Source organism: Arthrobacter sp. AOP29-A2-19 (assembly GCF_058138025.1).
Window position 1 is genome coordinate 2158238 of the sequence record NZ_CM176894.1, and the last position, 19756, is coordinate 2177993.

General features: G+C 70.9%; 16 protein-coding genes. 5 read left to right on the forward strand and 11 right to left on the reverse strand.

The window, feature by feature from the left end; genetic code table 11:
* Positions 1-25: 25 nt before the first annotated feature.
* Positions 26-1510 (reverse strand): NAD-dependent succinate-semialdehyde dehydrogenase, encoded by a 1485-nt coding sequence (locus AC3ZJJ_RS09925; RefSeq protein WP_489891661.1) that lies wholly within the window; start codon positions 1508-1510, stop codon positions 26-28.
* Between the two features lie 183 nt (positions 1511-1693).
* Positions 1694-2542 carry a 16S rRNA (cytidine(1402)-2'-O)-methyltransferase gene (gene rsmI, locus AC3ZJJ_RS09930; protein WP_489891662.1) on the reverse strand — a complete coding sequence of 283 codons (849 nt, stop codon included), beginning with the start codon at positions 2540-2542 and terminating at the stop codon, positions 1694-1696.
* Here rsmI and AC3ZJJ_RS09935 point away from each other — a divergent pair.
* On the forward strand, positions 2514-4271 hold the full coding sequence (locus AC3ZJJ_RS09935; RefSeq protein WP_489895779.1) for a dolichyl-phosphate-mannose--protein mannosyltransferase: 1758 nt from the start codon (positions 2514-2516) through the stop codon (positions 4269-4271). The genes rsmI and AC3ZJJ_RS09935 overlap by 29 nt on opposite strands.
* Before the next feature lie 65 nt (positions 4272-4336).
* Entirely contained in the window at positions 4337-6217 is a 1881-nt protein-coding gene (locus AC3ZJJ_RS09940) for an AMP-dependent synthetase/ligase (RefSeq protein ID WP_489891663.1), read from the forward strand.
* 27 nt (positions 6218-6244) lie between these two features.
* Here the strand turns inward: AC3ZJJ_RS09940 and AC3ZJJ_RS09945 are convergent, their stop codons facing one another.
* A complete protein-coding gene (locus AC3ZJJ_RS09945) occupies positions 6245-7609 on the reverse strand; it encodes a TIGR01906 family membrane protein (protein ID WP_489891664.1) in 1365 nt (454 codons plus the stop codon).
* Between the two features lie 33 nt (positions 7610-7642).
* A complete protein-coding gene (locus AC3ZJJ_RS09950; protein WP_489891665.1) occupies positions 7643-8635 on the reverse strand; it encodes a stage II sporulation protein M in 993 nt (330 codons plus the stop codon).
* Positions 8636-8739: 104 nt separating this feature from the next.
* Between AC3ZJJ_RS09950 and AC3ZJJ_RS09955 the strand changes: the two genes are divergently transcribed.
* Positions 8740-9549 (forward strand): RDD family protein, encoded by an 810-nt coding sequence (locus tag AC3ZJJ_RS09955; RefSeq protein ID WP_489891666.1) that lies wholly within the window; start codon positions 8740-8742, stop codon positions 9547-9549.
* Here the strand turns inward: AC3ZJJ_RS09955 and ahcY are convergent.
* From ahcY to AC3ZJJ_RS09970, 3 genes are read right to left on the reverse strand one after another with little or no spacing between them, the layout of a single operon-like run.
* The gene (ahcY, locus tag AC3ZJJ_RS09960; protein WP_489891667.1) at positions 9546-11033 is read right to left on the reverse strand and encodes an adenosylhomocysteinase; all 1488 of its coding nucleotides are present in this window, start codon (positions 11031-11033) and stop codon (positions 9546-9548) included. The two genes, AC3ZJJ_RS09955 and ahcY, sit on opposite strands and share 4 nt — an antisense overlap.
* Before the next feature lie 7 nt (positions 11034-11040).
* Positions 11041-11235 carry a Trm112 family protein gene (locus AC3ZJJ_RS09965; protein ID WP_489891668.1) on the reverse strand — a complete coding sequence of 65 codons (195 nt, stop codon included), beginning with the start codon at positions 11233-11235 and terminating at the stop codon, positions 11041-11043.
* An 18-nt stretch (positions 11236-11253) separates the two neighbouring features.
* Positions 11254-11652 carry a DUF3499 domain-containing protein gene (locus tag AC3ZJJ_RS09970; protein ID WP_489891669.1) on the reverse strand — a complete coding sequence of 133 codons (399 nt, stop codon included), beginning with the start codon at positions 11650-11652 and terminating at the stop codon, positions 11254-11256.
* Between the two features lie 90 nt (positions 11653-11742).
* Between AC3ZJJ_RS09970 and AC3ZJJ_RS09975 the strand changes: the two genes are divergently transcribed.
* Positions 11743-12255: a metallopeptidase family protein gene (locus tag AC3ZJJ_RS09975; protein ID WP_489891670.1), complete on the forward strand. Its 513-nt coding sequence runs from the start codon at positions 11743-11745 to the stop codon at positions 12253-12255.
* A 43-nt stretch (positions 12256-12298) separates the two neighbouring features.
* Here the strand turns inward: AC3ZJJ_RS09975 and AC3ZJJ_RS09980 are convergent, their stop codons facing one another.
* Genes AC3ZJJ_RS09980 through AC3ZJJ_RS09990 form a run of 3 tightly spaced genes read right to left on the reverse strand, consistent with a single transcriptional unit; the run spans position 12299 to position 17906 of the window.
* Complete coding sequence (locus AC3ZJJ_RS09980; protein WP_489891671.1) at positions 12299-13909, reverse strand: DUF5719 family protein; 1611 nt, start codon at positions 13907-13909, stop codon at positions 12299-12301.
* On the reverse strand, positions 13906-17457 hold the full coding sequence (locus tag AC3ZJJ_RS09985) for a glycosyltransferase family 2 protein (protein ID WP_489891672.1): 3552 nt from the start codon (positions 17455-17457) through the stop codon (positions 13906-13908). Before AC3ZJJ_RS09985 ends, AC3ZJJ_RS09980 begins: the two co-directional genes overlap by 4 nt.
* The gene (locus tag AC3ZJJ_RS09990) at positions 17361-17906 is read right to left on the reverse strand and encodes a WhiB family transcriptional regulator (RefSeq protein WP_489891673.1); all 546 of its coding nucleotides are present in this window, start codon (positions 17904-17906) and stop codon (positions 17361-17363) included. The genes AC3ZJJ_RS09985 and AC3ZJJ_RS09990 overlap by 97 nt, the downstream gene beginning before the upstream one ends.
* A gap of 304 nt (positions 17907-18210) precedes the next feature.
* Here AC3ZJJ_RS09990 and AC3ZJJ_RS09995 point away from each other — a divergent pair, with 304 nt between their 5' ends.
* Entirely contained in the window at positions 18211-18948 is a 738-nt protein-coding gene (locus AC3ZJJ_RS09995) for a TIGR03089 family protein (protein ID WP_489891674.1), read from the forward strand.
* A 20-nt stretch (positions 18949-18968) separates the two neighbouring features.
* Here AC3ZJJ_RS09995 and AC3ZJJ_RS10000 read toward each other — a convergent pair whose 3' ends face one another.
* The gene (locus tag AC3ZJJ_RS10000) at positions 18969-19625 is read right to left on the reverse strand and encodes a GtrA family protein (protein ID WP_489891675.1); all 657 of its coding nucleotides are present in this window, start codon (positions 19623-19625) and stop codon (positions 18969-18971) included.
* Positions 19626-19756 lie beyond the last annotated feature (131 nt).

The following is a 19756-nucleotide window of genomic DNA, read 5'->3' on the forward strand; positions in this document are numbered from 1 at the left end:
GGCGCTGTCGCGTGGTGGTGGGGGGCTAGACGGCGTACGGGTCGGCGATGCCGATGTACTGCGTCGTTGTGTACTCGGCGATGCCCTCCGCGCCGCCCTCGCGGCCGAGGCCCGACTGCTTCACGCCACCGAAGGGGGCGGCGGCGTTGGAGATGACGCCCGCGTTGAATCCGACCATTCCGAACTCGATCTGCTCGGCGACGCGGAACATGCGGTTGTAGTCGCTGGTAAACAGGTAGGAGGCCAGGCCGTACTCGCTGGCGTTGGCCAGGGCGATGGCCTGCTCCTCGGTTTCGAACGTCGTCACGGGAGCGACCGGCCCGAAGATCTCGCTGCGCAGGATCTCGGCGTCGTTGGGGACTCCGGACAGGACGGTGGGCTTGTAGAAGTACCCCTCGCCCTCCAGTGCGGAACCGCCGGTGACCACGGTCGCCCCGGCCTCGACGGCGTCGGTGACCAGCGAGTGCACGTCGTCGCGCGCGCCGCCGTCGATCAGCGGGCCCACGTTGCTGTCCCCGTCCGTACCGCGGCCGGGCTTCAGCGCCGCCATCGCCTCGGCGAACTTGCGGGTGAACTCCTCGGCGACGGACGCCTGGACCAGGAAGCGGTTGGCCGCTGTGCAGGCCTCGCCCATGTTGCGCATCTTCGCGGCCATCGCGCCGGCCACGGCCTTGTCCAGGTCGGCGTCCTCGAAGACCAGGAACGGGGCGTTGCCGCCGAGCTCCATGGAGGTGCGCAGCACGTTGTCCGCCGCGTCCTTCATCAGCTGTTTGCCGACGGGCGTGGAGCCGGTGAAGGACACCTTGCGCAGGCGGGAGTCCTTGATGATCGGGCCGGAGACGCCGGAGGCGCTCTTGGAGGAGACGACGTTCAGGACGCCGGCGGGCAGGCCCGCCTCGAGCATCGTGGCGGCGAAAAGCTGCGAGGTCAGCGGGGTCAGCTTGGCGGGCTTCAGGACCATGGTGCAGCCGGCGGCCACCGCGGGCGCGACCTTGCGCGTGGCCATGGCCAGCGGGAAGTTCCACGGGGTGATCAGGAAGCACGGGCCCACGGGCTTGCGGTGGACGAGGAGCTTGTTCTTGCCCTCCGGGCTGGTGACGTAGCGGCCGTAGTCGCGCACGGCCTCTTCGGAGAACCAGCGCAGGAACTCCGCGCCGTAGGTCACTTCGCCGCGCGACTCGGCCAGGGGCTTGCCCATCTCGAGGGTCATCAGCAGGGCGAAGTCCTCGGCGCGGGCCGTGACGAGGTCGAACGCGCGGCGCAGGATCTCGGCGCGCTCGCGGGGCGCGGTCCGCGCCCAGGCCGCCTGGGCGGCGTCGGCAGCGTCGAGGGCGGCCATGGCGTCCTCGCTGGTGGCGGAGGCGAGGGTCGCCAGCACCTGCCCGGTGGCCGGATCGTGCACGTCGAAGGTTCCGCCGTCGGAGGCGTCGCGCCATTCGCCGTTGATCAGCAGGCCGGTGGGGACAGAGGCAAGCAACGCTGCTTCGCGCTCAAGGGTGATGGTGGTCATCGCGTAAATCTCCCAATGCTAGGGGTGGCCGGGCTATCCCTGCCACGGTAATGACGGTTCCCTGACACTGTAAATGCCGCTGTGCACCACGCCTCATTCGTGACGTTGTGCAGATGCCCGAGACGCGTGGAGGGCCATGCCGCGCCCTTCGGCGGCGCCAGTCCGGCCGGGCCGGCCAGCCGTTCAGCTCCGCGAGGCGAGCACGGCTGCGTAGAGCTCGCGCTTGGACACGCGCTCGCTCTCCGCGACCGCGCCCACGGCGTCCTTGAGGCGCATGCCACCGTCGACGAGGGCCTGGACCCGCGCCACGTGGTCGACGGCACGAGCGGGCTCTCCCGCGGGCGCGCCGCCCACCACAACGGCAATCTCGCCGCGGACCTCGCCCTCGGACCAGACCAGCAGCTGGCGCAGCGGCCCGCGCAGGACCTCCTCGTGCATCTTCGTCAGCTCGCGGGCGACCGCCGCGGGCCGCTCCGGGCCGAAGGCCTCGGCGAGCGCCCGCAGCATGGGCTCGAGACGGTGCGGCGCCTCGAAGAACACCATCGTGCGCTGCTCCTTGCCGAGCTCCGCCAGCCTGGCCGCGCGCTCCCCCGCCTTGCGCGGGAGGAACCCCTCGAAGGTGAACCGGTCCGTGGGGAGTCCCGAGAGCGCGAGCGCGGTCAGGACCGCGGACGGACCGGGGACGGCGGTGACCGTCAGGCCCTCCGCGACGGCGGCCTCGACCAGCCTGAAGCCCGGATCGGAGACCGCGGGCATCCCCGCGTCGCTGACCACCAAGAGGGTTTCCCCGGCGCGCACGTGCTCCAGCAGCTCGGCGATCCGCGCCACCTCGTTGTGTTCGTGGTAGCTGACCATTTTCCCGGCCACTCGGACTCCCAGCGCGTTGGCCAGGTGCAGCAGGCGGCGGGTGTCCTCCGCGGCGACCAGGTCCGCCGTCGTCATCAGCTCGATCAGGCGGGGCGACGCGTCGCCGAGGTTGCCGATGGGCGTTGCCGCCAGGACGATGCGGCCGGGGGCCTTCGGAGTATCCACCGGACCAGCCTACCGGCCGGGCGCCGGCTCACCGCCCGGCGGGACGGCGCGACGGCCGTCCGCCGGCCGCCCCTGGACACCCGCGCGCGGGGCCGCCGGTAGAGTTGCCCGGGTGAGCGCCACGACCTCTCCAGCACGCCACGCGCTGACTCGCGTCCCCGCGGAAGCCTATGGCCGCGACGCCCTGCGCGGGCGGCTTCTCGGCGCCGGGACGCGGCTGGGGCCGCTGGGGTGGATCCTGCCCCTGGCCGTGACGCTCGTCGCCGGCATCCTGCGCTTCTGGAACCTCGACAACCCGCACGCGTTCACCTTCGACGAGACGTACTACGTCAAGGACGCCTACACGCTCCTGCAGTCCGGGTACGAGCGGCAGTGGGCCGACGACGCGAACGACGCCTACCTGGCGGGGAACCCCGCGCCGCTGGAATCGGCCGCGTACGTGGTGCACCCGCCCCTGGGCAAGTGGCTCATCGGCCTGGGAATGCTCCTCTTCGGCACGGACCACGGGCTGGGCTGGCGGTTCTCGTCCGCCGCCGTGGGAACGCTCTCCGTGCTGCTGATCGCGCTGATCGCTCAGCGGCTGTTCGCCTCGGCGGCGCTGGGCGGCGTGGCCGGACTGTTGACCGCGATCGAGGGCCACCACCTGGTGCTTTCGCGCACCGCGCTGCTGGACATCTTCCAGATGTTCTTCGTGGTGGCCGCGTTCTACGCCCTGCTGCTCGACCGCCAGCACGGCCGCGGGAAGCTCGCCGACCGGCTGTCCTCCGCCATGCTCGATTCCGACGCCGGGGCGCGGCGGGCAGCCCTACTCTACGGGCCGTGGATGCCGTGGCGTCCGTGGCGCCTCGTTGCGGGGGTCATGCTTGGGGGCGCCGTCGGAGTCAAGTGGTCCGCGCTGGCGTTCGTGGCCGTGTTCGGCCTGATGACGGTCCTATGGGACGTGCAGGCCCGGCGAATCGCCGGCATCGGGAGGTGGATGTCCGCGGGACTGCTCCGCGACGGCGTCCCCGCCTTCCTTACCGTCGTTCCGGCGGCGGCACTGACCTACTTGGCCACGTGGACGGGATGGCTGGCGACGGCCGGCGGCTACGACCGCCAATGGGCCGCGGACAACCCCGACTCCGCCTGGCCCGGCGTGCCCGCGCCGCTGCGCTCGCTGATCGAGTACCACCGCAGCGCCTACGAGTTCCACCAAGGCCTGAGCTCCGACCACTCGTGGGAATCGGGCCCGTGGACCTGGCTGTTCGCGGGGCGGCCGGTGCTGTTCTACTACGTGGGATCCGAAAGGGGCCAGGGCGACTGCGTCTCGGCCGACTGCGCCGCCGTCGTCACGGACCTCCCCAACCCGATCATCTGGTGGGCTGCCGCTCTCAGCCTGCTGGTGCTCCTGTTGCACTGGGCCGGCGGACGGGACTGGCGCGCGGGCGCGATCCTCGCCGGCATGCTGGCCGGTTTTGGACCCTGGTTCGGCTACCCGGACCGCACCATGTTCTTCTTCTACACGATCGCCTTCCAACCCTTTATGGTCCTCTCGCTAACCTACGTGCTGGCCCTCGCGGCCGGGCGCCCGGGAGCTCCGCCGGAACGCCGGCGCGCGGGCACGCTCGCCGTGGGCGGCTTCCTGGCGCTGGCGTTGGTCGTGTCCGCCTTCTTCTGGCCCGTCTGGACCGGGGAGACCATCCCCTACGACCAGTGGACCCTGAGGCGCTGGATGCCCAGCTGGGGCTGAACTCTTATTACCAGACAGTAACTTAGAATGTGATCCGGCCCATAAACACCACCAGGGAGTACATCGTGCGCGAATCCAGCACAGACCTGTTCGTCGACCTGCCGGAGAGTTTCAGCACCAGCCAACTGCTCGTGGACAGGTTGGCACGCGGGGGCGGTCCGGCAATCTATGCGGTCAAGCGGGCCGGCGAGTGGGTCGACGTGTCCACCGCGGCGTACGTGGACGGTGTCCGCGGGCTGGCCAAGTCCCTCATCGGCGCGGGAATCCGGCCCGGCGACTCGGTGGCCATCATGTCCCGCACCCGCTACGAGTGGGCGTTGGCCGAGCAGGCGGTGTGGTTCGCCGGCGCCGTCTCCGTCCCCATCTACGAGACAAGCTCCCCCTACCAAATCGAATGGATCCTCCGGGACTCCGGCGCGCGCCACGTCCTGGCCGAGGGCGACGCCCACGCCGAGGCGGTCGCGGCCGCCTCGGCCTCCCTCGGCGACGCGGTCACCGTGTGGACCTTTGATCGCGGAACCGCGTCCGGGCCGACCTCCGGCGCGGACAGCGGATCCCCCGCGGGCGCGGCGTTGGAGGAGCGAATCGCGGCGGGCCACGCGGACCCGGTCACCGATGCGGAAGTCGAGGCCGCCCGCACGTCGCGCAGGCTGTCGGATCCCGCCTCGCTGGTGTACACGTCCGGCACCACGGGCCGGCCCAAGGGCTGCGTGATGACGCACGCCAACTTCTCCCTGGTCGCCGTGAACCTGGTGCCCCACATGAACGACGTCGTCGCCAGGAACTCGCGGACGCTGATGTTCCTCCCGCTCGCCCATGTCCTGGCCCGCGCCGTCCAGCAGGTCTGCGTCCACGCGGACACCACGGTGGCCCACACCTCCGGGGCCGCCGACCTGATGGCCGATCTGGCGTCGTTCAAGCCCACGTTCCTGCTTGCCGTGCCCCGGATCTTCGAGAAGATCCGGTCAGGCGCCATGTCCACCGCGGAGTCCGCCGGGAAGGGGGGCCTGTTCGCCAGCGCGGAACGAACGGCGATCCTCACCTCCAAGGCGCGCGACGCCCGCGCCCGCGGGACCACGGCCCGCCGCACCCCGGCGGACGTCGCGCGGCACCTCTTCTTCGACCGCGTCCTGTACCCGAAGCTGCGCAACATCCTGGGAGGCAAGGCGAAGTACACGATCTCCGGCGCGTCCGAGCTGAACACGGAGCTGGCGCACTTCTTCCGCGGAGCGGGGGTCGAACTCCTGGAGGGCTACGGCCTGACCGAGACCACGGCGCCCGCGACGGTCAACCGCACAAACAACACGCGCGTGGGAAGCGTCGGCATCCCCATCCCCGGCACCACGGTGCGCATCGCGGACGACGGTGAGGTCCTGCTGCGCGGAATCGGCGTCTTCGCCGGCTACCACAACAACCCGGACGCGTCGGTCGACGCCTTCGACTCCGAGGGCTTCTTCCGCACGGGAGACCTCGGGTCCCTGGACCGCGACGGCTTCCTCACCATCACGGGACGCAAGAAAGACCTGCTCGTGACGGCCGGCGGCAAGAACATCGCGCCGGGGCCCCTGGAGGAGCTGGTGCGCACGTCGCGGATCGTCTCGCAGGTTGTGGTGGTCGGCGAGAACCGGCCCTTCGTCGCCGCGCTCGTCACGCTGGATCCGGAAGGTCTCGGGCCCTGGGCCACGGCGAACGGCCTCGGCGGCCTGACGCTGGCCCGGGCGTGCACACACCCGTTGGTGGTGCGGGAGGTGCAGGCCGCCGTCGACTTGGCGAACGCCACCGTGTCCAAGGCCGAAGGCATCCGGAAGTTCGTGCTGCTGGAGCGGGAGTTCACGGAGGCGTCGGGACACCTGACCCCGTCGCTCAAGCTCAAGCGCGGCTCGGTCATCGACAGTTGCGCGGCGGACATCGAGGCGCTCTACGCCCCCGTCCCCGCCGCGCGCTAGGAGTTCCGGGGCGCCCGGAAGCGCGGCCTACCGCAGGCCGAAGTCCCTGGCCTCCTGCAACAAGCGGGACCGCTCGCGGCGGCGGGCCGTGGGCCACGTGGCGATCAGCGTGCCGAGCGCGGCGAGCAGGACCAGCCCCGCCACGGCGATGCCGGCGTCGATCCAGAACTGGGGCGGGAACAGGCGGATCAACGTGTCGGAGAAGCTGAAGGTCCAGGTGCCGTCGGCGAAGAAGATCTGGTGGAAGCCGGAGAAGAACGCCTGCCAGTTCATTGCGGCCAACACGCCGACGGCGAGCATGGCCACCACGGTCGCCACGGCGCCGGCAAAGAGGCCCCGGCGGATGCCGCCCGCATACTTCCTGCCCAGGTAGAACGCGATCAGCACCGCTGCGGCCAGCAGGATAAGTCCGGCCAGGAAGGTCGCGGCGACGACGGCCTTGACGTCCGCCATGTGGGAGACCTCCGACGCCAGGAACAGGTCCCCGCCGGTGGTCCCGACGAGTGAGGCGAGGTAGTCGGGGCCCGCCGCGTTGTTCAGGTAGTCGACGCCGTAGGAACCGTAGGTCAGTCGCTCGTCCGCGGTGAACCCGAACCGGTCCGCCGGGAAGCCGGGACGGTTGTACTCCAACCAGAGGAACCACGGGCTGGCGACGGCCTTGATGGCGCCGATGACCAGCAGGAACGGGAAGGCGACCGCGAGCAGGACCTGCAGGATGCGCGCCAGCACCGGCTTGGCGGTCAGCGCGGCCTCGCGTGCGGCGTTGCGGCGCTGCGCCTCGGCGTCGAGTCGCGGCTTCGGACCTGTGCCGGCCGCGGGGCGCTTCGCCGCGGCGATCGCGGCGGCCCGGTCCATCTTCCTGACCTCGGCCGATTCGGAGGCGTTCGCGCGCCGGCTCTCTGGTTCTTCCCTCGCCGTGGGGGACGACGCCGGGACGGCGGCTGGCGCGGCGGTTTCAGAGGCCGCGGCGGCGGTCTCGGAGGCCGCGGCGGCGGTCTCGGAGGCCGGGGCGGACGCGGTCACCGCGGCGGGCTCATGGGCCGGAGCGGGCTCGGATGCCGGCGGCGCCCCGTCCGGCGCTGCTTCGGCCTCAGGTTCCGGGACCACGGGCACCGCCGCCGTTGGCCGGTCCGCGGACTGCGGGTCGGGCGTCGAAGCTTCGTCCGGCGAAGCGTCCCGTGGCCGGTCGTCGCCCTGGGCGTCCCGATGCGCGGCCGCGGCACTCTGCGCGGCGTCGCCATGTGACCCCTCGTGCCCCGCGGTGTCCGCCCCAGAGGCATAGTCGTCCAGGGGGGCGTCGGCGGGCCTGCGGGACAGCGCCGCATCCGGCGGCACCGTGGTGTCGGGGCCAACGGGCTCCGTCGGGTCCTGCCGCGTGTCCTTGTCCGTCATGCGGAGTCGTTTCCTTTCATAGGTGCCCATGGTTCAGGCGATGGGGGCGGTTGCCCCGGCGTCGTACGTGTCCAGGTCCCCGGTGGCGCCGGCGGCGACCGCGCGCGAGCCGAGCACCAGGGTGTAGGTCCAATAGGCGGCGAGCACGGCCAGCCCGATCCCCAGGCGCGCCCAGTGGGGCAGCGCGCTGGGCGTCACGTAGGCCTCGACGACGCCGGAGACGAGCAGGACCAGCACCAGCCCGAGCGCGACGGTCATCAGCGCGCGCCCCTCGGCTGCGAGGGCGGCGATGCGCGTTCGCCGACCCGGCGCGACCCAGGCCCAAAAAATCCGCAGCCCGGCGGCGGCCGCGATAAAAACGCTGGTCAACTCCATCAAGCCGTGCGGCAGAATGTAGAGGAAAAACGTGTCGAGTTCCCCGTGCGCCGCCATGACTCCGCCGGCCATCCCGATGCCGGTGGCGTTTTGGAACAGCACGTAGGGGACGTAGAGGCCCGTCACGCCGAAGGCCACGCACAGGCCGGCGATCAGGGCGTTGTTCGTCCACACGGCCCCCGCGAAGGACGCCGCGGGGTTCTCCGAGTAGTAGTCCACGAACCGGTGGTCGACGTAGGCCCGCAGGTCGTCGTCGGAGCCCATGGCGCGGATGACCTCCGGGGAGCCGGCGGCCCACATCCCGAAGGCCGTGGCCAGCAGGCAGAACAGCGCCCCGACGACCAAAGTGGGCCGGCGGATGCGGTAGAACGCCGCGGGAAGGGTGACCACGAAGAATTGGGCGACGTCCTGCAGCGTTTCCGTCCGTGCCCCCGTGAATCGCGTCCGGGCCCGGGACAGCCGGGCCGAAAGGTCCGCGGAGACGAACGCTTCGGGCTCGACCGAGCGCACCATGGAAAGGTGCGTGGACGCCCGCTCGTAGAGGGAGAGGAACTCGTCGGTTTCCGGACCCGAGAGACGGCGTTTGCCCGACAGTTCGTCGAGGCGCCGCCAGTCCCCCTGGTGCACGGCTACAAAGGCATCGAGATCCACGTGACCAGCCTATCCCGGGGCGGTCGGCTAGATTGGGAGAACGGCCGCTACGGCACAGCGGGCCGCGGCGCAGCCTCCGCTAGGGGCGGAACCCGGAGGAACACGTGAGCACTGTCATCACCGGCGAGGCGGTGGTCCTGGAGTTGCGCGAGGCCAGCTTCGTCCTGCGGGCTGTCGGCTGCGCGATCGACTACGTCGCCTACGGCCTGGGACTGCTGCTGACCACCTACCTACTCTCGCGGACGTCCGCCGGGCTGGACTCAGCGGCCGGCAGGGCGTGGATCGTGGGATGGCTGGTGTTTTGGCTGCTGGTGGTGCCCGTGGCCGTCGAGACGATCAGCCGCGGCAAGTCGCTGGGGCGGCTCGTGATGGGGCTGCGGATCGTCCGCGACGACGGTGGGGCGATCAGGTTCCGGCACGCGTTCATCCGCGGCATGCTGGCCCTGCTGGAGATCCTCGCCATGTTCGGTTCGCTGGCCCTGCTCGTGTCTTTCGCCAACGAGCGTGGCAAACGGCTGGGCGACATGCTGGCCGGGACCTATTCGATGCGCGAACGCCGCCGGAAGGTCCGCCCGAACCTTCCCGCCGCCCCCGCGCACCTGCGTCCCTGGGTGGAACTGGCGGACCTGGGCCGCGTCCCGGATGCGCTTGCGGCCAAGGTCTCGCGGTTCGGCCGGCAGGCGGACGCCATGACGGAGGGCTCCCGGGCGCGGATCGGCATCGAGCTGGCCAACGAGCTCAATGCCTTTGTTGCCCCGGCTCCCCCGCAGGGAACCGGCGCCGAGGAGTTCCTGATAGCCGTTATGGCCGAGCGCCGGGACCGCGACTACCGCCGGATGCTTGTTGTGAAGGAACGGCAGAAGGCGGTGGGCCAACGGCTCCACCGCCTTCCGTTCGACGAATCCGGGGCCTAGTAGCGGTACTGCTCCGACTTGTAGGGACCCGCCACGTCCAGGTCCAGGTACTCCGCCTGGTCCTTGGTCAGCTCGGTCAGCTCGACGCCCAGCGCGTCCAGGTGCAGGCGCGCCACCTTCTCGTCCAGGATCTTGGGCAGGACGTAGACCTGGTTGCCGTACTCCGGCTCCCCGCCCTCCGCCGCGGGCCGGCCGTGCTTGGTGAAGAGCTCGACCTGGGCGATCGTCTGGTTGGCGAAGGAGTTGGACATCACGAACGACGGGTGCCCGGTGGCGTTGCCGAGGTTAAGCAGGCGGCCCTCGGACAGCACGATGATGGAGCGCTCCCCGGCGGTTCCGGCACCGAAGACCCACTCGTGGACCTGCGGCTTGATCTCGACCTTGACCACGCCGTCGACCTTGGCCAGGCCGGCCATGTCGATCTCGTTGTCGAAGTGCCCGACGTTCCCGACGATGGCCTTGTTCTTCATCTTGAGCATGTCGGCGGCCATGATGATGTCCTTGCCGCCGGTGGTGGTGATGAAGATGTCACCCTGGCCGACGACCGACTCCAGGCGCGCCACCTGGTACCCGTCCATGGCCGCCTGCAGCGCGCAGATCGGGTCGATCTCGGTGACGATGACGCGCGCGCCCTGGCCGCGCAGCGCCTCCGCGGCGCCCTTGCCAACGTCGCCGTAGCCGCAGACGACGGCGACCTTGCCGCCCATCAGTACGTCGGTGGCACGGTTGATGCCGTCGGGCAGCGAGTGCCGGATGCCGTACTTGTTGTCGAACTTCGACTTCGTCACGGAATCGTTCACGTTGATCGCCGGGAAGAGCAGCTTGCCCGCCTCGGCCAGCTGGTAGAGGCGCATAACGCCGGTTGTGGTCTCCTCGGTAACGCCCTGGATGCGTTCGGCCGTGCGGGTCCACTTGCGTGGGTCCGCGGCCAGTGCCCTGCGCAGCGTCTCAAGGACCAGCGTGTGCTCGTGGGAATCGTCTTCCGCCGCAGACGGGACGGCGCCGGCGGCCTCGAACTCGACGCCCTTGTGCAGCAGCATGGTGGCGTCGCCGCCGTCGTCCAGGATCATGTTGGGGCCGAGCTCCGGGTCCTCCGCGGCCCCGGGCCAGGTGAGGATCTGCTCGGCGGTCCACCAATAGTCCTCGAGGGACTCGTTCTTCCAGGCGAACACGGGCACGCCCTGCGGGTCCTCGGGCGTGCCGGCGCCGACGACGGTCGCCGCGGCGGCCTCGTCCTGCGTGGAGAAAATGTTGCACGACGCCCAGCGGACCTCGGCGCCGAGCGCAGTCAACGTCTCGATCAACACGGCGGTCTGCACCGTCATGTGGAGGGAGCCCGCGATGCGGGCGCCCCTCAGTGGCTGCGCTTCCGCGTACTCGCGGCGCAGGGACATCAGCCCGGGCATCTCGTGCTCGGCCAGGCGGATCTGGTGGCGACCGGCCTCGTGGAGGCTGATGTCGGCGATCTTGTATTCAAAGCTCATGTGTGGACTACTCCGGGGTGTCGCTGGGGGCCGCGCCGGCGGGGCGCAGCAGGACGGGGATGCCTTCGAGGATGGTGTACCGCACGGGCGCGCCCTGCGGGCCGTTGGCGCCCGAAACGAGTTCTTCGCCCTGCTGGGTCAGCGGGGATCCCGTCTCCGGGCAACGCAATACAGCCAGAAGCTGCTGGGAAATGTGGGCCATGGGCCCTAGTTTATGGGTTTAGCGCGGCTCACGCAGAACCCGGAGGTGCCCGCGTGACGCTCCGGACTCCACGGGAGGCTCCATCGGGGCCGGGGGCGACCGGCGCGCGCCGGGCTCGGCGGCCGCCTCGGGCTGGACCTGGGCGGACGGCGTCGACGGTTCGCGGACGGCGTCCGCCAGGGCCGAGAGCTCGTCCGATGCCAGCCGCGGGGCGCCGGGCATCTCCAGCCTCAGCACGCTCCAGCCGCGCGGCACCGTCAGGCGGCCCGCGTGCGAGGAGCAGAGGTCGTAGCAGTGCGGCTCGGCGTAGGTGGCCAGCGGCCCCAGGACGGCGGTGGAGTCGGCGTAGACATACGTCAACGTCGCCACGGCCGATTCGCGGCAGGCCGAGCGTGAACAGAGTCTGATGGATCCCACGAGCAGTAAGCGTACCCGCCGTGCAGCCCGATCCCGGGGAACCAAGGGTCGCGGGTTCACGGTGGCCCCGGCGTTGGATAGGCTCGGAACATGCCCCACGGATTGAACATCGACTTGGGCGACGCCGAGCCGCAGCGCTCCACGTCCGCCACCGGGGCCCGCTCCTTCGCCCAGCGCCGACGCAACCGCCATGGTCGTGGGCTGCGCGGGCCGCTGATGCTCCCTCAGCTCCCCGGCGCCCGGACGCGTTTCGAGCGCTTCGAGGATCTGGTGGCGGAATCGGCGGAGCGGCTCGAGGACCTCTGGGGCGCCCGCATCGCCGACGTGTCCTTCTCGGTTGAACTCGTCCCCGGGAGGAAAGCCCTGGAGCGCGCCGGGGCGGCGGGCCGCGGCGTCCCGCTGGGAACCACGCACGGCGCCTCGCCGCGACGTGCCGCGCGGGTCGTGGTTTACCGGCGGCCGGTGGAGGAAATGGTGGACAACCCGGTCGACCTGCCCGACGTTGTTCACGATGTGGTCGTGGAACTTGTCGCGGAACTGCTCGCCATGGCGCCCGAGGACGTCGACCCCTCCTACGGGCGCTGGCCGCACGGCCCCAAGTAGGGCATTCGCTTTCCGCACCGGGTGTTCACGCGGGCACGCGGAGCTAGTACCTGATGTCCACGTTGATGCCCCTCTGGCCCTCGGTCGCGGGAGGGATCCCGATCGTGGACACCGCCGCGGATCCGCTGGTCAGGACCTGGCCCCCGTAGACCGGCTCCCCGGAGGCGCTCACGATCACGGCGACGACGTCCGGCCCCAGTCCCCCGACCTGCTGCACGGCCGTGGTCCCGCCGGCCGGCGAAAGAATCTTTTCCCTGCCGATCGAGCCGTCCTTGGAAACGGGCCGCAGGGACACGGCGGCATCCCCGCCGATGGATCCGAACGCCAGGCGCCCGGCGGCAAGCTCCGGGACCACCAGCAGGTGCTGGTTGCCGAGGCGGTCGGCCGCGGCCGACCAGGCGACGTCGACAGGCTTGCCCTTGGCGGAGCCGCGGACCACCCGGGCACCGGCGGCGATCGGCTGGTCCGATTCGACGACGATCGTGTAGTCGCCCTTCGGAAGCGACCCCAAGGGGATGCGCGCCGTGCCTCCGCCCGGCGCGGTGTGCACGCCGCCGTCGGGCAGTGCGACCTCCCCGGAGGCGCCCAGGGCGCGGATGTTGAGCACGGCCTCGTCGTCTCCGGGTACCGCCACCTCGAGTTCCGGCGTCGCGTCCGAATACCCCCTCTGCGAGGCGATGTCCTTCGTGTCCGCCGGATCCTGAATGGCCACCGCGGGAACCACCTGTGTCTGCCCGGCCCTGGCGGAGGGCTCGATGTAGTCCACGCCCCCGGAGGTGAGTCCCCGCAGGACGCTTTGCTGGACCACGGCCGTGACGGGGGCGCCGGTAGCGGACACGCGGACGGACACCGCCGGATCGTTCGGGGCAAGCCCGCCCAAGACAATGGAGCGCGACTCCCCCGCCGCCAGGACGAGGCCGCGCGTGTTGCCGGCCTCGACGCGGCCCTTGGACGAGAACAGGTCCAGGTCCACGGTGGACGTGTTCGCCGACGGGTTCGATACGACCAGGAGCGCCGTCCTGCCCACCTGTGTCGAGGCGCCGACCAGCCACTGTTCGTTCGCCGGGCTCTGGCAGCCCGATACGGCCAGGCCGGCGAGATCGCCGTCCGAGGCGCTGTAGCTGCGGGCCATGCCGGCCACCGACTTGAGGCCGCCCAGTGGTTGCACGCGCAGCACGGCCGCGCCCGCGGCGGAGAGTCCGGAGACGGTGGACGCCGACTGGCCGGACAGTCCGTCGCTTCCGGACGTGGCTTCCCGCTCGGCCGACTCGTCGGCGATGGTGGGGTTGACCTCACGCAGGGTCTCACCCTCGGAGTTCACGATCCTGGCGCCCGGCGCCCGTTCGGCCGCGTCGCTGAGAACAGAGGCCCGCACGGACGTCTTCGCGGAGTCCGAGCCGGCGGCGAAGGCAGGGTCCGTTCCCTCCGTTCCCGCGCCCTGAACGAGACGGGCGGACGGCGGGCACTGGGCCACGAAGTCCCCCGCCGGCACCGTGGAGGCGGGGACCCCGATCTCGCGCGGCTCGGCTGCGGGCGCGAGGAACGAGCCCGCGGCGATCCCGCCGGCCGTGAGCGCCATCAGCACCGCGCCGGTCCCTGCCGCGGCGAAGCGGCGGGAGGCCACCCCCCGCGCGCCTCGTGGTGTGGGTCTCATGGCGTTCTCTCCAGTTCGGTCTCCGCGGAGGCGGCGGTTCCGGAATCGCCTGACCGGCGCGCCGCTCCGGCGCCGGGACCCTGGCCATTCTCGTTGTCGATGTCGCCGACCGATTCGGCCGTGCCGGTGGCGCGGTACTCCTCGACGCGGCGCGGGGAGAACCTCCGCCGTTGCGGGATGGGCAGCACCAGGAGCAGCGCGATGCCGAAGACGAGGCCCTGGAGCAATGCACTGGGCAGCGCCCACGGATTGTCGTAGCGGATGTCCAGGACACCGGCTCCGGCCGGGAGTTCAAACGCCTGCGCCCAGCTCTGCGCGGTGGGTGTCAGCGGCTCGCCGTCCAAGGTTGCGCTCCAGCCGCGGTCCGCCCGCTCCGCCAAAACCACCTTGCGGCCCTCCTCCCCGTTCGGAACTTCGGCCCCGTCCACGCGCGTGTTTCGCGAGGGAACCAGGCCCAGCGTCGCGCCGTCGGCATCGACCACGCGGACGCGGGCGGTGAAGTCCGCGTTGTTGTCCGACCCTGCCAGGGGGGCGTCCGACTGAACCCTCCACAGCCAGCCGGAATCGGTCCGGCCCACGGGAGCCAGCCCCGGCACGGAGTCGAGCTGGTCGGCGACCAGATCGGCGCTCGAATCCGCCTCCTGCAGCACCACAAACGCGACGCCGAGTTCCTGGAGTTCCCGGCGGGGATCGATGGACTGTCCGGACATCAGTGCCGCGACCGTGGCGCGGGCCGCGGCGGTCGCGTCGTCGTCGGCCGTCGGCTCGGCGGCCAGGAGCGTGCCGTGGAGCCTAGCGGCCGACGCGACCCCGGAAAGCTCGTCCAGCGTTGTGCCATTGCCCCCCATGAGCGTGGCGCTGACACCACCGCCGTTGGCGAGGGCGATCACGAGCGACCGGTCCTCGAATGCTCCGGTGCCGCGGTCCGCGGCGGTGGCCGGTAGTGTGCGTTCGGCGACCGGGGAGACCTGTTGGGCCGCGCCAAAGTCGGCGGCCGGGGGCTCGCCGGCGGATACGGCGGTGGGATCCGCCTCAGCGGTGATGCGCGGTGCGAGCCACAGCGTTCCCGCCGTGGCGAGGGACACCACCACGAGGACCACGGCCGCGGCCCACGCGCCGCCGGGGCCGCGCCGGGGGTCTGGATCGGAGCCGACCGAGGGCCGCTCCCGAAGGGCGTCGTAGCCCGCGACGGCCGAGACCAGGGTTCCCAGCACGAAGAGCGAGACGAACGGTCCGGTGAAGGCCGTGGTGGTGCTGCCGGCGGCCAGCGTGGCGGGAGCCGACTGTGCCACGAGGGAAACGGCGAGGCCCACCAGCCCGGCGAACCATGCGGTACGGGCGATCCAGCCGGCTCGACCGGCGCGGAGGAGACCGGCGACGGCCAGGAGCAGTAGCGGCGCGCCTACGAGGACAGCCACGATGCCCGCCCACGGTCCGGAGGCGAGCTCGAACGCCCAGCCGAGGCCGGCCACGGGTGCCTCCGGATCGAAGGACACTGGGAATCCCAGCAGCTGCTGCCACAGCGGTGCCGCCGTGAACGCGGCGGGCACCCCGGGATCAACAAGAAGGACGCGCGGGTTGTCGATCGCGCCAACGAGGCTCGGCGCCAACAGCGCAAGCGACGGAACCGGGACCCACCACAGCGCCTTGGCGCAGCGGCCAAGGGCCAGCGCCGCGGCGACGGTCACGACAACCGCGACGGGCCAAAGTCCTGGAGCGGCAGCCGTGCACGCGGCCAGCGCCAGGGACGCACCGGCGGCCGCCGTCCAGGACGGGACGCCGCCGATTCCGGCGCGGGAGTCGTAGACCGCGGCGGTTTTCCGTCCGCCGTCCCGCGGGTGCCTCTCGCGCGCTGCGCCGACGCTGCGGATCATCCCCAACACAACGAGCGGCAGCATCACATGCACCACGATCGCTCCCGGACGGCCGGATCCGAGCGCGACCTGGAGCGAGGGGGCCAGCCCCCAGGCGATTCCGCCGAGGAGGCGGCCGGACCTGCTTCCCGTCACGGCGCCGAGGGCCAGCCAGGCCAAATACGCAGAGAGGGGCATGGCGGCAAGGATGAAGACGACGGCGGCGGCGTTGGAATGTCCCAACCCCAACAGGGACAGGACCCAGAGGACGGCGTCGAAGGGGTCGCCGTAGCCGGCGTGGCCGGAGCCCAGCGACTGCCACCAGTCCGTGGCGTTCTCCCAGACCAAGACCGAGTTCATCGACAGCGGAAGCAACGATCCTCCGGCCAGCGCCGGTGCGCCGACGAGGCTGCGCAGGCCGATCAGCGACACGGCCAGCGTGGCGCCCACGGCCAGCATGGCGCCGACAGCGGCGCTGGTGCGCTGCGGCGCCGCCAGTGCCGCGAAGTCGTCGTTGTTGTCACCGGAGGGGTTTGACGCCTCGGAGGTGGCGCCGGAGCCGTCTCCGTGGACGGGGCCGGATTCCATTCCCTCCAGCAGGGTCCGGCGGTGCGACCAGACCTCTCGTCGCGGAATCATCAGGGGGCGCACCATGCCCCGCGACACCCTGCGGGTGCGCTTGGCGGCGCGGCGGGACGTGGCCAGCTGCACGGGACGCAGCACCGCGCCAACCGACGCGCCGAACTGTCCGATCGCGTGGCCCGGGTCCTTGGCGATCAGGCTGGCGACGAAGCGGAAGACTCCGCCCAACACGGCGCCCAGCCCCAGCACGGGCAGCTGCCAGGCCGGCGCGTGCTTGAGCCTGAGGTAGACCTCGGCCCTCCGCGCGGCGACCGGACCCGCGACCGAGCGGACGGTGTCCGCCGCGTGGTACATGCGCGCATGGGGGACCACCACCACGCGGTGGCCGGCCAGCCGGTTTCTCCAGCAGAGGTCAAGGTCGTCGCCCAGCCCCGCGAGCGCCGGATCGAAGCCGTCCAGCTGCTCCCACGCGTCCCTGCGAACCAGCATCCCGGCGGAATTCACGGCGAAGCTGTCCGACTTGCGGTCGTGCTGGCCCTGGTCCAACTCGTCGACGTCGACCATGGCGAGGCGCTCGCCCCACCGGCTGATGCTGAGGCCAACGTCGAGGATCCTCCGCGGGACATCGCGGTCCAGCTGCTTGCAGCCCGCGATGGTCACCGAAGGCGTGGTCTCGACGGACGCCAGCAGGTGCTCGAGCGCGTCCTCGGCCGGGGCGGAATCGTCGTGGATCAGCCAGATCCAGTCCTGGGTGGATTCGCTGGCGGCGGGAAGTCGGCCAGCCAAGCCTTCGCCGACAGAGTGCCCGAATCCCCGCGCGGCCGTCTCGACGATCGGTGTTCCCGCAGGGAGGCCCGCGCGCAGAAGGTCCAGCGAGCCGTCGGTCGACGCCGCGTCCACGCCGATGAAGGAGTCGACGGGACGGGTCTGGTGGGTCAGTGCCTGAAGAGTCCGGGGAAGGAAGCTGGCCCCGTCGCGGGCAACGACGACGGCGGTGACGCGGACGTGCGAGTGAATCAGACCGCTCGCTTCCGCAACCGGCGTCGCTCGCGCTCGGACAGTCCGCCCCAGATGCCAAAGCGCTCGTCGTTGGACAGCGCGTACTCGAGGCATTCGGCACGCACGTTGCAGGCTCCGCAGACCTTCTTGGCGTCGCGCGTGGAGCCGCCCTTTTCGGGGAAGAATGCCTCCGGGTCGGTCTGCGCGCAGAGCGCCTCCGTCTGCCATCCGAGTTCGCCCTCGTCTTCGGCGCCCGGGAATCCCGGCATGCCGATCCACAGCTGTTGCGCCGGACGCGCCTCCGGGGCGGTCCGCTCGAGCGGCAGGTCTCGGACGGGTGGACCGGTGAGAGCCTGCGGGTCCTGGAGGCCGGACTCGTGGGCGGCAAGGAATGCGGTGGCCTGGTCCTCGATGCTCAACGCGGTGCTCTCGCGGAAACGCTCGGCGGCGGAATCGTCCGCCGGGTCGAGGAACCAGTCCGCGGGCACGCCGCGGGATCCGTACTTCTTCGAGGCCTGGGCGGCCGCCGAAGTGTGTTCGTGAATTCGCTCTGCATTCCCCATGTTCTGAGCCCTTCCGCTTGTTGGCTGACATTGAAGCGGCCGCACCGGACACATGCCATCGGACGGCCCGGGGGCCGGACGGTGGAAGGATTCGGTGCGAAGACTCGTGTCCAGGAGTGGACAAAGCCGCTTCGCTATCTAATTACACTGGTGTAACTCCCGGCGCGTCAAGTGGAGGCGGTGATTCTATAGACAGGCAATACCCAAAACGCGTCACAACACGCCCAGCTTTTTGCGTCGCCGCCGGGCGTGTCACGATAGCCGCGGATTCACAGGTTTTTAACAGTCTACTCAGGAGGGCCCCATGGCCGCCGATGCCAATTCGTTAAACTTTACGGACCAACTGCTGTCCCCCGTCCGCACCTCGACGTCCCCGCTCCTCGTCTGGCACTCCGTGGGCGGCGAGCGGGTGGAGCTCAGCGGGCGGGTATTCGACAACTGGGTCGCGAAGTCCGCGAACCTGCTCGTCGAGGAGCTGGACGCCGGCCCCGGCATGGTGGTCGCCCTGCGGCTGCCGGCGCACTGGAAGTCGCTGGCACTCGCGCTCGCGGTCCTCCACACCGGGGCGGAGTTGCTGGTGCCGTCCCTGGAAGGCGACGGCGAGGCACACCACGCGGGCCCCGTGGACATCGTGGCCGCCGACGATCCAATGGCCGCTTCCACCGAGTATCCGGGCGCCGCGGTCATCGGAGTCGCACTCGGGATGCTGGACCTCGCCTTCAGGGGCCCCGCACCCGATGGGATGCTCGATTACGCGGCCGAGGTCCGCGCCTTCGGGGACTACTTCCTGCCCGAGGCCGTGGCGGGCGGCGAGCCGGCACTGCGCGACGCGTCCGGTAGCTGGGCCTACTCGGAGCTGTTCGGTGCGCGCAACCCCGGCGGCACGGCCCTGCTCGGCGCCGGCGCGGGACTGGGATCCGCGCTGCGGGAGGCGATTGGGCTGTGGGCCTCCGGGGCGGCACTTGTCCTGCTGGGTGAAGGGGTCGCGCCGACGGACCGCCTCAAGGGCTCCGAACGCGTGGAGCGGGTCCTCGGAACCTGACGCGCGCGTCCCGCGCCCGGTTAGACCGGCGGGGCTTGCCGGGCGGCGGGCGCGGCCGCCGACGGGCGCACCCTCGACGGTTCCTCGCCGTGGGACGACGGAGCCGCCTGGGCGGGTTCGGCTGGCGCGCGGCTGCTCACCGGCGCCTCGGCGGCGTCGACGTGGTGGACGCCGTCGTGGTGGTGCACGGCATGAAGCAGTTCGTGGTCGTGCTCGAAGGCCGGTTCGGCGTCCAGTTCCTCGGTGAAGACCCAGAAGCGGTAGGCGAAGAAGCGGAAGATCGTGCCGAGCACCAGGCCCACCACGGACCCCGCCACAAACAGGCTCGTCTGGTCGGTGAGGCCCAGCCAATACTTGGTCACCCACACACACGCCGCGGCGATGAACAGACCAATGCCGTTCATCAGCAGGAACATCAGGAGCTCGCGGACCACGGACGCCCGCCGCCGGTGCCGGAAGGTCCAGAAACGGTTGGCGACCCAGGAGAACATGGTCGCCACGACGCCGCCGACGACCTTGGCCTTGACTTCGGATCCCTCCAGCGGGCCGTTCATCATCCACAGGAAGACGGCCGTGTCGATGACGAAGGCGATGCCACCCACCACGCCGAATTTCATGACCTCGCGCCACAGCAGCGAGAACAACCCGCTGACTTTTTCGAACAACTCCCTGAGCATGACCCTCCACAGACCGAAGACATCCAAGCAATCGCGCCGTTTTGCGGCGCCCAACTTGACTTGGCGACCGGCTTTGGCACGCCACCAACCCTCAATGATAGGCGCGGCGCCTGTGCGTTTCCTAAAGAAAG